We start from the raw sequence: 15527 nt of genomic DNA, 5'->3' as shown, positions 1-15527 counted from the left end.
AATAATAGTTTAAAACTCTATTTTTCTACAACGCTTTGTAGAAATAGGCAAGACTCGGGCAGGAATGTGCATTGTGCTGCGGGGCCAAGTTACTGACAATACCCCTCAGATATTTTGCGCCACCGGCGCTTGTCTTATGCAGAAGAGAAATAACCATGCAAAACTTTATTCTTCATACCCCAACCAAAATTCTGTTCGGCCAAGACCAAATCGCGGGTCTGGCGCAACAAATCCCTGCCGACGCCCGCATTTTGATCACCTACGGTGGTGGCAGCGTGAAGAAAAACGGTGTCTTGGATCAGGTCTATGCCGCGCTGGCGGGCCGCAATGTCCTGGAATTTTCCGGCATTGAGCCTAACCCAACCTACGAAACGCTGATGAAAGCGGTCGAGGTCGTGCGTGCAGAAAACATCGACTTCCTGCTGGCTGTTGGCGGCGGCTCCGTCGTGGACGGCACCAAGTTTATCGCTGCTGCAGCCCGCTACACCGCAGATAACGATGCCTGGCATATCCTGAAAACCGTCGGCAGCGAGATCAAAGACGCAGTGCCTATGGGTTGCGTACTGACATTGCCGGCCACCGGTTCTGAATCCAACAGCGGCGCAGTGATCACCCGTAAAAGCAGTGGTGATAAGCAGCATTTCTTCTCGCCACACGTACAGCCTTTGTTCGCCGTGCTGGATCCGGTCGTGACCTATTCACTGCCTCCGCGCCAAATCGCCAACGGTGTGGTCGACGCCTTTGTTCACACCCTCGAGCAGTACCTGACCTATCCGGTTGACGCCAAGGTGCAAGATCGCTTTGCCGAAGGCCTGCTGCTGACCTTGCTGGAAGATGGCCCACGTGCGCTGGCTGAGCCGGAAAACTATGCGGTGCGCGCCAACGTGATGTGGAGCGCCACTATGGCGCTGAACGGTTTGATCGGCGCGGGTGTGCCGCAGGATTGGGCAACCCATATGCTGGGTCATGAACTGACCGCCATGCACGGCCTGGATCATGCCCAAACGCTGGCGATTGTCCTGCCTGCGTTGTTGATCGAGAAAAAAGCACAAAAACGCGAAAAACTGCTGCAGTATGCCGATCGCGTTTGGGGTCTGCGTGACGGTAGCGAAGACAGCCGCATTGACGGCGCTATTGCCGCCACTCGCGCCTTCTTCGAAAAAATGGGCGTGCCGACCCGCATGTCAGATTACCAGCTCGACGGCAGCTCAATCCCAGCGCTGCTCGATAAGCTGCACCAGCACGGTATGACCGCGCTCGGCGAACACCAGGACATTACCCTGGAAGTGAGCCAACGCATTTATGAAGCGGCGCGTTAATCGCAAACTCGCGATTTACTGCTAGGCTTTAGTTTCAACGACCCTCCTGCGCCCGACCGATCACGCTCGCCGGGCGCAGTGCCAAGCACGATTCCGATATCGTTGAAATTTGCTTAGCGAACTCAGCACTACCCCTGTTTGCCAGCTAGAATCTACTGATATAGCCTAAATAATTCGAGTTGCAGGAGGGCGGCAAGAGCGTGCATCCCGATGAGCTTACTCAAGTAAGTGATTTGGGATACAAATCTGCCGGGAGCAGATTTGAACGCTGCTTGCAGCGGCCCCTTTAGGGGCGTGGCCCACGGATGGGCCACGTAACCGTTTGCAGCCTACACCGCTGTAGCTTGAAGTATGACGGGTATCGCTGTTCCTGGTGCATGCAGCACCGGGCAATCCGTTGACAAGGAGATACGCATGACAACGCAACAACCCATCATCAAACTCCACGATGGTAATCTGATGCCGCAGTTGGGTCTCGGCGTTTGGCAGGCGAGTATTTCAGAAACCACCAATGCGGTGCTTAAAGCGCTGGAGGTGGGCTATCGCTCGATCGATACCGCTGCGATCTACAAGAACGAGGAAGGGGTCGGCGCAGCGCTGCAAACCTCCTCGATTCCCCGCGATGAACTGTTTGTCACCACCAAACTGTGGAATGACGATCAGGGCGACCCACAGGGCGCGCTGGAAACCAGCCTGGAAAAGCTCAAGTTGGACTATGTCGACTTGTATTTGATCCACTGGCCGAAACCCCAGCAAGACCAATACGTGGACGCCTGGCGCGGGCTGATCAAACTGCGCGAACAAGGGCTGGTTAAAAGTATCGGGGTATGTAATTTCCATACCCCGCATCTCCAGCGCCTGCTGGATGAAACCAATGTCGCCCCGGTGATTAACCAGATCGAACTTCACCCACTGCTGCAACAACGCCAATTGCGTGCCTGGAATGCGACGCATCACATCGCTACCGAATCCTGGAGCCCTCTGGCACAGGGTGGTGAAGGGGTATTCGATCAACCCGTCATTAAATACCTGGCAGAAAAATACGAGAAAACACCGGCGCAAATCGTGGTGCGTTGGCATCTGGACAGCGGTCTGATCGTGATCCCGAAATCGGTCACGCCTTCCCGCATTCGTGAAAACTTCGAGGTCTTTGATTTCAAACTGGATAAAGACGAACTGAGCGAAATCGCCAAGCTGGATATCGGCAACCGTCTCGGGCCGGATCCAGACTCACTGTAATCTGACTCGGCCCTCTCCGCCTGAGAGGGCCACTTTATTCCCCGCTACAGCTGCTCACCGTTGGTGGCAATCACCCGCTGATACCAGCCAAAGCTCTGCTTTTTCTTGCGGGCCAGATTGTTGTCGTGATCGACATACACAAAGCCGTACTGTTTCTGATAGCCGTTAAGCCATGAGAGCAAATCGATAAACGACCAAGGGTAGTAGCCGCGTACATCAGCCCCCTGTTCGATCGCCGCACCGATCGCCTGAATATGATCGCGCAGGTAGTCAATCCGTGGTTGATCACGCACTTCTCCCTCGACGATCGGATCTTTGGCGCCCAATCCGTTCTCGGTAATGTAAATGGGGATGTTGCCATAGCGTTTGACGATACGCCCAATAGCATCGGTTAGCCCCTGTGGGTACACTTCCCAGTCCCAATCGGTGTAAACACCGTTCGGATTGCGTACCAGTTTGAACAGCCCTTTGAAACCCAATTCACGCCCGCTGCCCTTTTGGCCACTGGTGTTGATGGCATAGCCGTCCACGTCGTCGTTATGCGCCACCATTTCACGCTTGTAATAATTCAGGCCGATAAAATCTACGATGTTCTCCTTCAGCAGTACCTCATCGCCAGGTGCAAAATAGGGTACGCCAAAGGCCTGCTGCGCCATCGCCAAGAGCTCAGCCGGGTATTCCCCTTTTAGCACCGGATCGTACAACCAATGCGTGAAGATCCCTTCAGCGATCTCGCAAGCGCGCCGATCCTCCGGTGAATCGCTGATCGGATCGTTCGGTTGCAACACGTTGACGAAGCCGATCTGCCCCTTGATCTGCATTTCCCGGAAGCTTTTCACCGCACGGGCATTCGCCAAAAACACATGGTGGCAGGCCTGAATACCCTTCTTAGGATCGGTTAACTTGGGCGGATGCGCCCCGGTGATATAGCCCATACCGATAAACACGATGGTTTCATTAAAAGTGGACCAAAGCTCAACCCGATCGCCAAAACGTGCATAGCACAGACGCGCATATTCATCGAAAGCATCGACGATCTCTCGCGATTCCCAACCGCCAAAAGATTCTTGTAGCGCTTGCGGCAGATCCCAGTGGTACAGGGTGATCATCGGCTTAATATTGTGCTTAAGCAATTCGTCGATCAAGTCGCTGTAGAATTGGATCCCTGCTTCGTTCACTTCTCCCCGGCCCTGCGGCAACAGCCGTGGCCAGGAGATCGAAAATCGGTAGGTCTGCATACCCAATTCGGCCATTAGCGCCACATCTTCGCGGAAGCGATGGTAGTGATCGACCGCGACATCGCCGTTGGTACCCTGATAAGTGGTGCCGGGCAGATGGGAGAAGAGATCCCAGTTGGACAGGCCTTTACCGTCAGCATCAAAACCGCCCTCAACTTGGTATGATGCCGTCGCGGCCCCCCAGAGAAAATCCTTCGGAAATACGCTCATTGGTTTTTCACCCCGTTCTGTTCCAGTAATCGGTAAATTCTCACCAGCTCCTCCACCAGATCGCGCGCTAGCATGGCGTTCATGATGTGATCCTGTGCATGCACCATAATCAGGTTGACCGGTAACTTGCCTTCCCCCTCGTCAAATCCAATCAATTCAGTTTGAGTGGCATGGGCACGCTTGGCCGCCAACTGCGATTCCGCCAGCAAAATGTCTACCTGATCCCACTGGTATTTACGCGCAGCGTACAGCGCCTGCATGGCACAGCTGCGCGCTTCACCGGCGTTGATGATCAACTCCATGACTGCCGTTTCCATATCCATCATTCTGTGACTCCTTGCGTCTGTTCTATCTGATCCGCTTCGCTCACTTCCTGGTCCAACAGCTGTTGCTCATAGACCTTGAAGAACGGGTAATAAATCAGTGCTGATACCGCAGCCAACAACAGCACCAACAGCGCCGCGCGGAAATCCCAACCGGTGGCCCAGGCCGCACCAATCGGGGCGGGTGCCGTCCAGGGCACTACCGAGATCACTCTGCCGATCAGATCCAGTTTCACCGCCGCATAGGCGATGATCGAATTGACGATCGGCGCGGTGATAAATGGGATAAAGAAGGTGGGATTCATGACGATCGGTGTGCCGAAGATCACCGGTTCATTGATGTTGAAGCAACTGGGCACCAGGCTCAGCTTGCCGATCGAACGCAGATGCGCCGACCGGCTGCGCAGATAAAGCAGCACCAGTCCGAAGGTGGCGCCAGATCCGCCGATAACGATAAAGAAGGTCCAGAAGGCTTCCATAAAAATGTGTGGCATCGGCTGGCTGGCGGCCAACGCGTCCTGGTTGATACCCAGGTTGGTGAGCCAGAACGCCTGCAGCATGCCAGAGACGATCACCGCACCATGTATGCCGGCAAACCACAGCAAGTGGCCAATCAGCACAGCCAGCAGGATCGCCGGCAATGAGTCGGCGGCGGAAATCAGTGGCTGGAACAACGCCATGATCGCCTGCGGCAACAACAGGTTGAATTGGTGCTGCACCAGCAAACTAAGTGGATACAGCGTGATCACCACCGCCAGGATCGGAATCAGCAGATCGAACGATTGCTTGATCTTGGCTGGCACCTGTTCCGGCAGTGAGATACCGATGTTTCGCACCTTGAGAAAACGGATCAACTCAGTGGTATAGATCGCCACCAGAATGGCGGTGAAGATCCCCACCCCGCCCAAGGCCGCCGTCGGTAACATCTTCTCGGTTTGCGGCGCGGCGACCAATAAAAACGACATCAGGGCCAGCATCGCCGCCATAAAGGGATCGAGTTTATAACTTTGCGCTAAATTGTAAGCAATCGCAGCCGTTATATAGATGGACATGATCCCCATCGTCATATTAAACGGGGTAAGAATGGCAACCTGATGTTTTTCTGCCGTACCCAACCACCATTGGGCTATTCCCCAACTGCTGTCAGCAGAAAAAGGCGGATACGCGAAAACCAGTAAAAATGAGCCGACGATCATAAACGGCATGGCGGAAATAAAACCGTCGCGGATCGCCATAATATGTCGTTGAGTCGATAATCTACCGGCAATCGGGCTGATGCGGTTTTCAATAAAATTGAATGCGGCCTGGCTGATACTCATGGTTCAACCCTCGGGACGTTCTGAGTCAATGGTCACAGGGCGAGAAAGCCTACGGCAGCGCGCTGCAGCAGGCGGCCCCGGTAGGATTAGCGTGGTTCAATCATCGCCAACGCTTCGGCAAGGATTTTATCGCCACGCATCATGCCGTAATCCATGCTGTTTATAACCGCAATGGGTTTATTTTCCCTGTCGGCGATCTTTTTAAAGTCAGCCAATTTATATTTAATCTGCGGACCAAGCAGGCAGCACTGGTAATTTTCCAATGTTGCTTCAAATTCATCTATACCGACGGCGATAATATCAACCTCAATACCCTGCTGTTCGGCAGACTTTTTCATTTTATTCACCACCATGCTGGTCGACATCCCGGCTGCGCAGCATAAGAATATTTTTTTCATCCGTTCTCCTGGGGTCAATAGGTGAAAATGATTCAGTTGAGGAATGAGTATGGTTTCAAAAATGAAAAAACAGCAACCGGTTTCAGTAACCGGTTACAGTGTTTGAACAGGTTCTGTGAAGGAGATCCAAAATTGCTGCCGATACCTCATTCATCCTGTCGAAAGCGCCCGATCCCCCTGTTTTTTACTAAAGATCTTTCCGGCAGCTGACGTTATGATGGCGGCACCCGGCCCCGTCCGCCGGCCCAATACCGTTAAAAATAGATAACGCACGGAGCACAATGAAATCTTCCCTATCACAGTGGTCACGCCTGAGCATACTTTGCGTCATGCTGATCCTGGCCGGTTGTTCCAGCAAAAAGCCACGTACCAGCTACGATGCTCATGCTTTTGATGATGCGATCGAAGATGCTGCGGATAAATACAACGTCGATAAGAAGCTGATCACGGCAATGATCAAAGTAGAATCCAGCTTTAACCCAGCCGCAATCAGCCGATCCAATGCTATCGGTTTAATGCAGTTGAAAGCAGATACCGCGGGGTGCGATGCCTATCGCTACAAAGGTAAGCGCGGTTGCCCGGACGATGACGATTTGCTGGATCCTGATACCAACATCGATCTTGGTGCAGCCTATCTGGCCGTCTTGCAAAAACAGCAGCTTAAAGGCATCAACAATCCCGTCACCCTGCGTTATGCCACCATTATCGCCTACGTCAACGGCACGGGCGCACTGTTACGGACGTTCTCCAGTAACCGTCAGCAAGCCATTTCGATGATTAATAATCTGTCGCCAGAAGCCTTTAACTGGCATGTGCGTAAGTATCATCCAGCCCCGCAGGCACCGCGCCATTTGATGAAAGTGGAAGCCGCCTACGATCAATTGTGATTTTCAGACGTAAAGAGAAAACCTTGGGGTGAATGCCGATCGGTTAAGGTGTTTTTAGCAAGTTCAGCGTTCTTTTCGGTCGATAAACGCGCAAAGCACCATGAGGCTCTTGCGCCTCGACCGAGCAAGGGGCCGTAAGCACGGCCCCTTGCAACCCGCGCTCTTGCCCACTCAGACGGTTGGCTACGCCAACGGCTCTCACTTCATCACGCCGCATCACGGCCGGCTATGACAGGCGTCCATGGCGGTTTCGCCTATGCGTTGTGCTTGCGTTCGACGTCTTCAGGGCGCCCAACCGCGTGCTCATCTCATCATTTCCACTGTATTTCATCGCGCGACGTCAAACTGAGGCACAGGATGCTCAGTGGCTACCAATGTGGGTGGGGTAAAGGGGCCACGCCTTCGGCCCCTCCAATTGCCGTTCATTGTGGCTACAGAGAAATAGAGGGTATTTACGGCAATCCTACCTGCACTGAACCTACAGAAACCGAATAAAAAAATGCCGACCAGCTTTAACTGATCGGCATTAAACCTAGGGACTGAAGCCAATACCTACCCGTTACGGCTTACCATTACGGATAGGCTTACGCGGTGGCTTATTGGTCGGTGTTCGCTGACGGGTGATATCAGTATGCTTGGTCAGCGCTGGACGAGTATGGCGTTGCAGACGCTTCGCTTCACGCTGTTCGTCGATGGTCGGTGCCGGCACCAGGCACTCGCGACGGCTGCCGATCAGGTGCTTCATGCCCATCTCTTCCAGCGCGGTGCGGATCATCGCCCAGTTGGCTGGATCGTGATAACGCAACAACGCTTTGTGCAAGCGACGCTGACGATCGCCCTTAGGTATCACGACGTCTTCACTCTTATAACCCACCCGGCTCAACGGGTTTTTGCCGCTGTAATACATGGTGGTGGAGTTAGCCATCGGTGACGGATAGAAGTTCTGCACCTGATCAAGGCGGAAACGGTTTTTCTTCAGCCACAACGCCAAATTCACCATGTCCTCATCACGGGTGCCCGGATGTGAGGAGATGAAATACGGGATCAGGTACTGTTCTTTGCCTGCCAGCTTAGAATAATGGTCAAACAGCTGTTTAAACCGATCGTAGCTGCCCATGCCCGGCTTCATCATTTTCGACAGCGGGCCTTCCTCGGTGTGTTCCGGGGCAATCTTCAGGTACCCCCCCACGTGGTGGGTCGCCAGCTCTTTGATATAACGCGGATCTTCCACAGCCAGGTCATAACGTACGCCAGAGGCAATCAAGATCTTCTTGATGCCCTCCAGTGAGCGAGCACGGCGGTACAGCTTGATGGTTGGCTCGTGATTGGTGTCCATGTAGGTACAAATCTCTGGATACACACACGAGGCGCGGCGGCAGGTCTGCTCAGCGCGCGGATTGGTGCAGCGCAGCATGTACATGTTTGCCGTCGGACCACCCAAATCGGAGATTACGCCAGTAAAGCCCGGCACTTTGTCACGAATTTCTTCGATTTCGCGAATAATGGAGTCTTCTGAACGGCTCTGGATGATGCGCCCTTCATGTTCGGTGATCGAACAGAATGAACAACCGCCGTAGCAGCCACGCATGATATTCACCGAGAAGCGGATCATGTCATAGGCTGGAATGGTTTCCTTGCCATAGGACGGATGCGGGATACGCTGGTACGGCAGGGCAAATACGCTGTCCATTTCCGGCGTAGTCAGCGGGATCGCCGGTGGGTTAATCCACACGTAGCGATCGCCATGTGACTGCATCAGTGCACGCGCACAGCCCGGGTTGGTTTCGTGATGCAGAATACGCGAGGTGTGCGCATAAAGCACCTTGTCGGCCTTCACTTTTTCAAAGGACGGCAGCAACACATAGGTTTTTTCCCACGGCTTGGGTTTGGCTGCGCGTACGGTCACCGGCTTGGCTTCCGGCTCCGGCTTGCCACCGTCTGCGCACGGCAGATCGTCACCGTAAGGATTTGGAATTGGCTCAATGCGGCCCGGCTTGTCCAGACGGGTAGAGTCCACACCGGTCCAACCCGGCAACGCACCTTTGCGCATCACCGCCGTATTGCGGATATCGTGGATCTCGCTGATTTTCTCGCCCGCAGCCAGACGGTGTGCCACTTCCACTAACGGACGCTCGCCGTTACCGTAAATCAGCATGTCAGCTTTAGAGTCCACCAGCACCGAACGACGCACGGTATCCGACCAGTAATCGTAGTGAGCGATGCGACGCAGGCTGGCTTCGATGCCGCCCAGCACGATCGGCACGTCTTTATAAGCTTCTTTGCAGCGTTGGCTGTAAACCAGCGTCGCACGATCCGGGCGTTTACCGCCCACGTTGCCGGCGGTATAGGCATCATCGTGACGCAGTTTACGGTCGGCGGTATAACGGTTGATCATCGAATCCATGTTACCGGCAGTGATGCCGAAGAACAGGTTCGGTTTACCCAGGCGCATAAAGTCTTCTTTATTGCTCCAGTCCGGCTGAGCAATGATGCCAACGCGGAAGCCCTGCGCTTCCAGCATGCGGCCGATGATTGCCATACCAAAGCTTGGGTGATCGACATAAGCATCACCGCTGATAATGATCACGTCACAGCTATCCCAGCCCAGTTGATCCATCTCTTCGCGCGACATGGGTAAAAATGGCGCAGTGCCATAACATTCGGCCCAATAAGGCTTATAGGAAAATAATTCACGATCGGGTTGGATTAGGCTGGTGGTGCTCATTCTCGTGCTCTTTTACAGGTTAATTAATCGCCGGGCGGCGATTATACGCACTAGTAGCAAAAAGAGCATGGTTATTTCACACATTAGTCACATCACAACGGGCTTGCCTCTCGACTCTGCACGCCTGCGCCGTCATCATAGCGCATTCTGTTCGGCCCACCGGTCGGCAGCGGAGGACATGAATGAATGAGTTTTTAGCAGTAAAGCCGGTCCTGGTACTGGGCAGTGCGATCGGTGAAGTGGCGCTCACGCAGGAACGGAAGATTGGCGGCAGTGCGTTTAACATTGCGCGAGCACTGATGCATTTGCAGGTGCCGGTGATCAACGGCATGCCAGTCGGCAACGGTGACTGGGGGGCCGCGATTGAAGCAGAAATGGAGCAGATGGGCCTGCCGGTGCTGCTGCGCCACGGCCAAATGGACAATGGCCAGTGCCTGATACAGGCGTCGTCCAACGGAGAGTCGGTTCTTGTTATCGAGCCCGGCTGCGAAACCCAGTGGAATAAAGCCCAGCTGTCCACCCTCCCGTTGACTGAAGACACCCTGATCTACATCAGCGGTGAGCAATTGGTTGGGGACAACGGTGAAGCATTGCGCGATTGGCTGACGCGCCTCCCCTTCGACCAGCGCCGTCTTATCGTTCCGGGTTCCTATGTCGGCCAACTCGATGAAGATTTCTTCGCCATGCTCAGCGACAGCCACAGCCTGCTGATGTTGAACCGTAGCGAAACGACCACATTGTGCGGTACAGGTGATGTACTTGCCGCTGCCCGAGGGTTCGCCAGCGCTCATAACCTGACGCTGATTTGCCAATTGGACCGCGATGGTATCTGGCTTTGTGATGGCGACGCCCAAGCGCTGCAAATTGCCGGCGGTTCGGTTGAAGACGCCAGCCCAAGCGACGCTCGCTGCGTCGGTCTGTTGGCTGGGCTGTCGGCCGGTTGGTCCGTGCCACAGGCCGTCGATCTGGCCAACCGTGTCGCTGCTGAATGGGGAGCAAATCCGGGCTCTGTCGAGGTACCGAGCAGGCAACAATGCTTTCCTCACGTTTGAATCAAAATGGGCGCATCCAGGCGCCCGTTTCATTTTTAATGTGCCCGTTGTACTGGCCCCGCATGCTCCTCGGGCCGATGCTGATAATTAAAGGTCAGCGCAAAAACGATGCCCAAGACCAACGTATACAACGCGAAGATCAACCAGATACTCTGCCAATCTTTTATGCCGTTGCTAGTGAAGTAATCCACGACTTCGCCGCTGGCAATCGCCCCCACATAAGCCCCGATCCCGTTAACCATGGTCATAAACAGCCCCTGAGCACTGGCGCGGATACGATGGTCCGCCTCTTTCTCAACAAAAATAGCCCCCGAAATATTAAAGAAATCAAAGGCACAGCCGTACACGATCATCGACAGCAGCAGTAAGACAAAACCGAAACCGGCTGGGGTGCCATACGCCAAAAACAAGAAGCGCAGCGTCCAGGCCGCCATACTGATCAGCATCACCTGTTTAATGCCGTATCGGCGCAGGAAGAACGGGATTGTGAGGATGAAGAACACCTCGGAGATTTGTGACAACGACAACAGCACCGCCGGGTATCTGACGCTTATGCTGTCTTGATACAGCGGATTGCTCGCAAAATCGTGCAAGAAGGGATTACCGAAGGTGTTAGTCACCTGCAGCGCAGCGCCCAGCAGCATGGCAAACAGGAAAAATAACGCCATGCGTCGCTGACGGAATAGCACCAGAGCGTCCAGCCCCAACACGCTGAGCACACTTTTTGATGTTTCCACCCTGCTGGTCGGACAGTTCGGTAACGTCAGCGAATAGAAAGCCAACAGTAGCGATACCCCAGAGGCCAAATACAGTTGCATATTGCTGAGTTCAATCTTGCTAAAACCGACCAACCACATCGCGACAATAAAACCGACGGTGCCATAGACCCGTACCGGCGGAAAATCTTTCACCGTGTCGTAACCCTGTTTCTCCAGGCAGAAATAGGAGATGGCATTGGAAAGCGAAATCGTGGGCATATACACCATGGCATTGAACAGCATGACCCAGAACATCACCATAGGCTGATCAACCTGCGCCGCGCAGTAAAGTGCTCCTGCACCGAGCAAATGGCACAATGCATACAGGTAGTTGGCTTTGATCCAACGATCGGCCAGGATGCCCGCCAATCCTGGCATAATCAGCGCTGCGATCCCCTTCGCGCTGTAAACCATGCCCACCTGCAGCCCACTGAAATGCAGGGTGTTAATCATGTAAGATCCCAGCGTGACCAGCCAGGCTCCCCAAATAAAGAACTGCAGAAAAACCATCACCTTCAGTCGCGTTTTTATAGCCATCACCATCACCTTATTATTTTGATTAAAACGATGATTTGCACGGCAAGGCCCCTGTGCCCTGCCGCGAAGGGACTAGAGCATTACAGCGTTTTGAAGAACTCACGGATCAGGCGCATAAAATCCTCTGCCGCCAGTACAGCGCAGCTCAGGGTTTGCTCATGAGACAACGGCGTATCGGACAACCCTTCGGCGTAGTTGGTCATCGCGGACACCACCAACACCTTCAGCCCGCAATGGCGTGCAGAAAGCACTTCCGGCACGATAGACATACCCACCACATCACACCCCAGCGTTTGCATCATGCGGATTTCCGCTGGGGTTTCGAAGTTAGGCCCGGTGTAAGCGGCAAAGACCCCTTCTGCCAGCGGGATACCCACGCGTTCAGCCACCTGAGCCAGTTGGCTGCGCAGTTCGGGATCGTAAGCGTTCGCCAGGCTAAAGAAGCGCGGGCCGAAACGCTCATCATTGTCACCGACCAATGGCGATTCAGGCATGAAGTTGATGTGATCGGTAAGCGCCACCAGGCTGCCCGGCGGTACCGATTGACGCAACGAACCGGCGGCGTTGGTCGCCAGCAAGAATTCGCAACCGAGCAATTTGAAAGTGCGCACGGCAGTGGTCATCACCTGCATGCCGCGGCCTTCGTAGTAGTGTCCGCGCCCTTTCATGCACAAGACTGGTACGCCCTCCAGCCAACCGGCAACCAGTTGCCCAGCATGGCCCACTACACTGCTTACCGGGAACCCCGGCAGCTCAGCGTAGTCGATGGTCACCGTGTCGGTCATGACCTCTGCCAAAGCACCCAGCCCCGAGCCCAGTATCAGCGCCGCTCGCGGTTGGAAACCCGGCAAGCGGGTGCGGATTACATCAGCACAGGAAAAAGCATCTTCTTGATTAAACATTGTATTCTCTTCTGTGAGGGGGGTAGTCACCCCATAGTAGAGAGCGATGTCCAACGGCGACCAATACATTATTGGCAGCCTATTTATTCCATTTACCTATAAATTGGCAGTCACAGGAGGCCATCATCAGCATGAAGCAGCCCCAGCAAATGCCCGATCCGAGCCGGATTAATTTCCGCCTGTTGCACTATTTCCGCGTCGTGGCAGAGGAGATGAACTTCACTCAGGCGGCACTCCGGCTAAATATTTCGCAGCCGCCGCTTAGCAAACACATCAAAGATCTGGAGAGCCAGCTGGGCGTCGCATTATTCAAACGCACCACACGCTCAATGGCGCTGACACTGGCTGGCCGAACGCTGTTTCGCAACGTGGAAATGTTGTTGGATCAAGCCGGGCATGCGCTGAATCAGGTTCAGCAATTGGGCCGCGGTGAGGCGGGCCACATGGTCGTTGGCATGGTCGGTACCTCGATATGGGGCGGGTTGATACCGGCACTCAAGCGCTTTGCCGGGCAAACGGCCAATATCACCTGGGCTTTAAACGAACTGACGCCCAGCCAACAGATCACGGCACTGCAAAAGCGTCATATCGATATTGGCGTCTGGCGGGAAGCCAGAGAACAAGTATTACCGGGGTTGGCGAGTCAATTACTGGCGCGGGAGAATATTGCGGTGGTGCTGCCACTGGAACACCCACTGGCGCACGCAGAAAGCCTCCCGCTCTCGGCGCTGAGGCATGAAAAGTTCATGGTATTGCCGCCACACGAGGCCAGCCTGGGCTTGTACCTGCATAACCTCTGCCTGCAGCATGGGTTTAAACCCGATATCGCCTATCAGGTCAACGAACCGCAAACCCTGATGGCGCTAGTGGCCGAAGGTTACGGCATCACACTGCTGCCGGACAGCTATGGGCGCATTCCGTGGCCTGGCGTGCGTTTTTGCCCGCTACAGCAGGCGCCATCGGCAGATTTGTATGCCATTTATCATGCAGACAGCGCAACGCCGGTCGTACAGGCATTTCTGGACATGCTGCGTGCGGGTACGCAAGAGGAGTCCACACAACATGCTTAAAGTGCCGGCTGCACCATAAACTGACCTGCGCTACCGCGATCCGCCATTTCAAGCGTCTGGCTGTAGAAAAGGAACGGGAAGTGCTCCGAAGTGGACTGATTGAAATACACCAGCAGCTCGACGTCGCCATCGACCCATACCGTGTCCTTCCAGCCGCGATCTTCTGCCATCGGCTGCGCGCCGTTGACGCGTTTCACCAGGAACTGTACGCCCTGAATATGGAACGCCTGCGGCGTATCCGCATGGATATTCCAGCGTTCCCAGCTGCCTTGTTGCGTTTGAACATCAATGCGGTTCATGTCCCAGATCGCCCCGTTGATCCCAGCCTGGCTGTCGCCCAAACGGAATTCGCGGGTACGGCTGACGCTACCATCCAGCAGTTGATCCGCCAGCAGGCGCATTGGCAAATTATCGGTCACCAGTGGCAATAACCCTGTCGGTTTCAACGTCAACACCTGGGTTGAAACCAGAATACTCGACGGCTCAAACAGCCCGCGCAGACGATCCATAATACCCGCTGCTTCACCGGCGGTGATTGTCACCTCATCGCCTTTAGACATGTCGATAAGCACTTCACGGCGCTCACCGGGTGCCAACGAAAGCTGTTGTACCGCAACCGGCGCAGGCAGAAAACCCTGATCGCTGGCGATAACGTTAAGTGGCCGGCCATCACTCAATTGCAGCATGTAGCGACGCGAATTGGAGGCATTAAGCAGACGCAAACGCACCCAACCACGTGATACTTCAACGTACGGGTTTTGCACACCGTTAACCAACAGCGTATCGCCAACAAAACCGCCCTGTGACGGCGGATCGTATTCCGGCGTACCGAAGTTATCTAATCGCTTGTCTTGAATAATCAGCGGGAAATCATCAACGCCATAATGATTTGGCAGCGGCAGCGCCTTGCTGACTTCATCTTCAATCAGCCACAGCCCTGCCAAACCGTTGTAGACGTGAGGTGCCATACGGTTAGGCGTGCTGGCGTGATACCAGCAGGTGGTTGCGTTCTGGCGGATAGGCAGCACAGGTGACCAGTCAACGTTAGGCGACATCATGCGGGGGGCACCGCCCACCAGCGTCCCCGGTACCTGCAGACCGCTGATGGTCATCGCCACCGGCTCTGGCAGACGGTTGCTGTAGATCAGCTTTACGTCATCACCGTTATAAACCCGCACTGTCGGCCCAAGATACATGCCGTTAATCCCCCACACCGAGGCTTTACGGTTATCCATAAATGCCCAATGGGCACGCTGCAGCGTTAAAAACAGCGGCTGTCCACGACGGGATTCAAGCAGGGGGGGAATAGGTAACGGGGTCTGCATTCCGCTCGCCTCAGCCCTCAGCGGCACGGATCCTGCGCACAGCGCCAAGCCCGATGCCTGAATAAACTGACGTCGACTGAGTGACATATTTTCTCCATGAAAAACAATAACTACACCCAAAATACTCGGCGTTCCATCAAGGCAGTAAGAGCGAGAATCCCCAAGAGCCTACGCAAATCAGTGGCTGAGGTAAGCGCGCGTCGCCAACACAGATGCAACGTTTAC

The 15527-nt window shown here is 54.5% G+C and carries 13 protein-coding genes; 5 read left to right on the top strand and 8 right to left on the bottom strand.

Features of this window, described 5'->3' with window-relative positions:
• Window positions 1-155 precede the first annotated feature (155 nt).
• Both yqhD and dkgA read left to right on the top strand, forming a co-directional pair.
• Window positions 156-1319: an alcohol dehydrogenase gene (gene yqhD / locus JOE25_RS17625; protein WP_209637369.1), complete on the top strand. Its 1164-nt coding sequence runs from the start codon at window positions 156-158 to the stop codon at window positions 1317-1319.
• Window positions 1320-1733: 414 nt separating this feature from the next.
• Window positions 1734-2558, top strand: coding sequence for a 2,5-didehydrogluconate reductase DkgA (dkgA, locus tag JOE25_RS17620; protein WP_209637366.1), 825 nt, complete (start codon window positions 1734-1736; stop codon window positions 2556-2558).
• A gap of 44 nt (window positions 2559-2602) precedes the next feature.
• Here dkgA and JOE25_RS17615 read toward each other — a convergent pair whose 3' ends face one another.
• From JOE25_RS17615 to JOE25_RS17600, 4 genes are all read right to left on the bottom strand, one after another.
• On the bottom strand, window positions 2603-4006 hold the full coding sequence (locus JOE25_RS17615) for a GH1 family beta-glucosidase (protein WP_209637364.1): 1404 nt from the start codon (window positions 4004-4006) through the stop codon (window positions 2603-2605).
• Window positions 4003-4332 carry a PTS lactose/cellobiose transporter subunit IIA gene (locus tag JOE25_RS17610; protein ID WP_020828661.1) on the bottom strand — a complete coding sequence of 110 codons (330 nt, stop codon included), beginning with the start codon at window positions 4330-4332 and terminating at the stop codon, window positions 4003-4005. Before JOE25_RS17610 ends, JOE25_RS17615 begins: the two co-directional genes overlap by 4 nt.
• Window positions 4329-5648, bottom strand: coding sequence for a PTS sugar transporter subunit IIC (locus tag JOE25_RS17605; protein ID WP_209637363.1), 1320 nt, complete (start codon window positions 5646-5648; stop codon window positions 4329-4331). Before JOE25_RS17605 ends, JOE25_RS17610 begins: the two co-directional genes overlap by 4 nt.
• Window positions 5649-5734: 86 nt before the next feature.
• A complete protein-coding gene (locus JOE25_RS17600; protein ID WP_209637361.1) occupies window positions 5735-6046 on the bottom strand; it encodes a PTS sugar transporter subunit IIB in 312 nt (103 codons plus the stop codon).
• A 281-nt stretch (window positions 6047-6327) separates the two neighbouring features.
• On the opposite strand from JOE25_RS17600, the gene JOE25_RS17595 reads away from it, so the two are divergent.
• A complete protein-coding gene (locus tag JOE25_RS17595; protein WP_209637358.1) occupies window positions 6328-6933 on the top strand; it encodes a transglycosylase SLT domain-containing protein in 606 nt (201 codons plus the stop codon).
• A gap of 559 nt (window positions 6934-7492) precedes the next feature.
• Here the strand turns inward: JOE25_RS17595 and JOE25_RS17590 are convergent.
• Window positions 7493-9658 (bottom strand): YgiQ family radical SAM protein, encoded by a 2166-nt coding sequence (locus JOE25_RS17590; protein WP_209637356.1) that lies wholly within the window; start codon window positions 9656-9658, stop codon window positions 7493-7495.
• Window positions 9659-9840: 182 nt separating this feature from the next.
• Here JOE25_RS17590 and JOE25_RS17585 point away from each other — a divergent pair, with 182 nt between their 5' ends.
• A complete protein-coding gene (locus JOE25_RS17585; RefSeq protein WP_209637354.1) occupies window positions 9841-10710 on the top strand; it encodes a PfkB family carbohydrate kinase in 870 nt (289 codons plus the stop codon).
• 35 nt (window positions 10711-10745) lie between these two features.
• On the opposite strand, the gene JOE25_RS17580 is transcribed toward JOE25_RS17585, so the two are convergent.
• Entirely contained in the window at window positions 10746-12005 is a 1260-nt protein-coding gene (locus JOE25_RS17580; RefSeq protein ID WP_209637352.1) for a nucleoside permease, read from the bottom strand.
• Between the two features lie 80 nt (window positions 12006-12085).
• Window positions 12086-12907 (bottom strand): xanthosine phosphorylase, encoded by an 822-nt coding sequence (gene xapA, locus JOE25_RS17575; RefSeq protein ID WP_209637350.1) that lies wholly within the window; start codon window positions 12905-12907, stop codon window positions 12086-12088.
• Between the two features lie 131 nt (window positions 12908-13038).
• On the opposite strand from xapA, the gene JOE25_RS17570 reads away from it, so the two are divergent.
• Complete coding sequence (locus JOE25_RS17570; RefSeq protein WP_209637348.1) at window positions 13039-13977, top strand: LysR family transcriptional regulator; 939 nt, start codon at window positions 13039-13041, stop codon at window positions 13975-13977.
• On the opposite strand, the gene ftsP is transcribed toward JOE25_RS17570, so the two are convergent.
• Window positions 13974-15389 (bottom strand): cell division protein FtsP, encoded by a 1416-nt coding sequence (gene ftsP / locus JOE25_RS17565; protein ID WP_209637346.1) that lies wholly within the window; start codon window positions 15387-15389, stop codon window positions 13974-13976. The genes JOE25_RS17570 and ftsP overlap by 4 nt on opposite strands.
• Between the last annotated feature and the right edge of the window lie 138 nt (window positions 15390-15527).

The sequence above is a fragment of the Serratia sp. PL17 genome (genome assembly GCF_017832355.1).
GTDB lineage: Bacteria > Pseudomonadota > Gammaproteobacteria > Enterobacterales > Enterobacteriaceae > Serratia.
The sequence above is the reverse complement of the archived record's forward strand: the minus strand, read 5'-3'. Positions and strand labels throughout refer to the sequence as shown.

Bases quoted from the DNA above. Each gene is read 5' to 3' on its own strand.
- yqhD (WP_209637369.1), top strand. From the start codon at position 156: ATGCAAAACTTTATTCTTCATACCCCAACCAAAATTCTGTTCGGCCAA.
- dkgA (WP_209637366.1), top strand. From the start codon at position 1,734: ATGACAACGCAACAACCCATCATCAAACTCCACGATGGTAATCTGATG.
- JOE25_RS17615 (WP_209637364.1), bottom strand. From the start codon at position 4,006: ATGAGCGTATTTCCGAAGGATTTTCTCTGGGGGGCCGCGACGGCATCA.
- JOE25_RS17610 (WP_020828661.1), bottom strand. From the start codon at position 4,332: ATGATGGATATGGAAACGGCAGTCATGGAGTTGATCATCAACGCCGGT.
- JOE25_RS17605 (WP_209637363.1), bottom strand. From the start codon at position 5,648: ATGAGTATCAGCCAGGCCGCATTCAATTTTATTGAAAACCGCATCAGC.
- JOE25_RS17600 (WP_209637361.1), bottom strand. From the start codon at position 6,046: ATGAAAAAAATATTCTTATGCTGCGCAGCCGGGATGTCGACCAGCATG.
- JOE25_RS17595 (WP_209637358.1), top strand. From the start codon at position 6,328: ATGAAATCTTCCCTATCACAGTGGTCACGCCTGAGCATACTTTGCGTC.
- JOE25_RS17590 (WP_209637356.1), bottom strand. From the start codon at position 9,658: ATGAGCACCACCAGCCTAATCCAACCCGATCGTGAATTATTTTCCTAT.
- JOE25_RS17585 (WP_209637354.1), top strand. From the start codon at position 9,841: ATGAATGAGTTTTTAGCAGTAAAGCCGGTCCTGGTACTGGGCAGTGCG.
- JOE25_RS17580 (WP_209637352.1), bottom strand. From the start codon at position 12,005: ATGGCTATAAAAACGCGACTGAAGGTGATGGTTTTTCTGCAGTTCTTT.
- xapA (WP_209637350.1), bottom strand. From the start codon at position 12,907: ATGTTTAATCAAGAAGATGCTTTTTCCTGTGCTGATGTAATCCGCACC.
- JOE25_RS17570 (WP_209637348.1), top strand. From the start codon at position 13,039: ATGAAGCAGCCCCAGCAAATGCCCGATCCGAGCCGGATTAATTTCCGC.
- ftsP (WP_209637346.1), bottom strand. From the start codon at position 15,389: ATGTCACTCAGTCGACGTCAGTTTATTCAGGCATCGGGCTTGGCGCTG.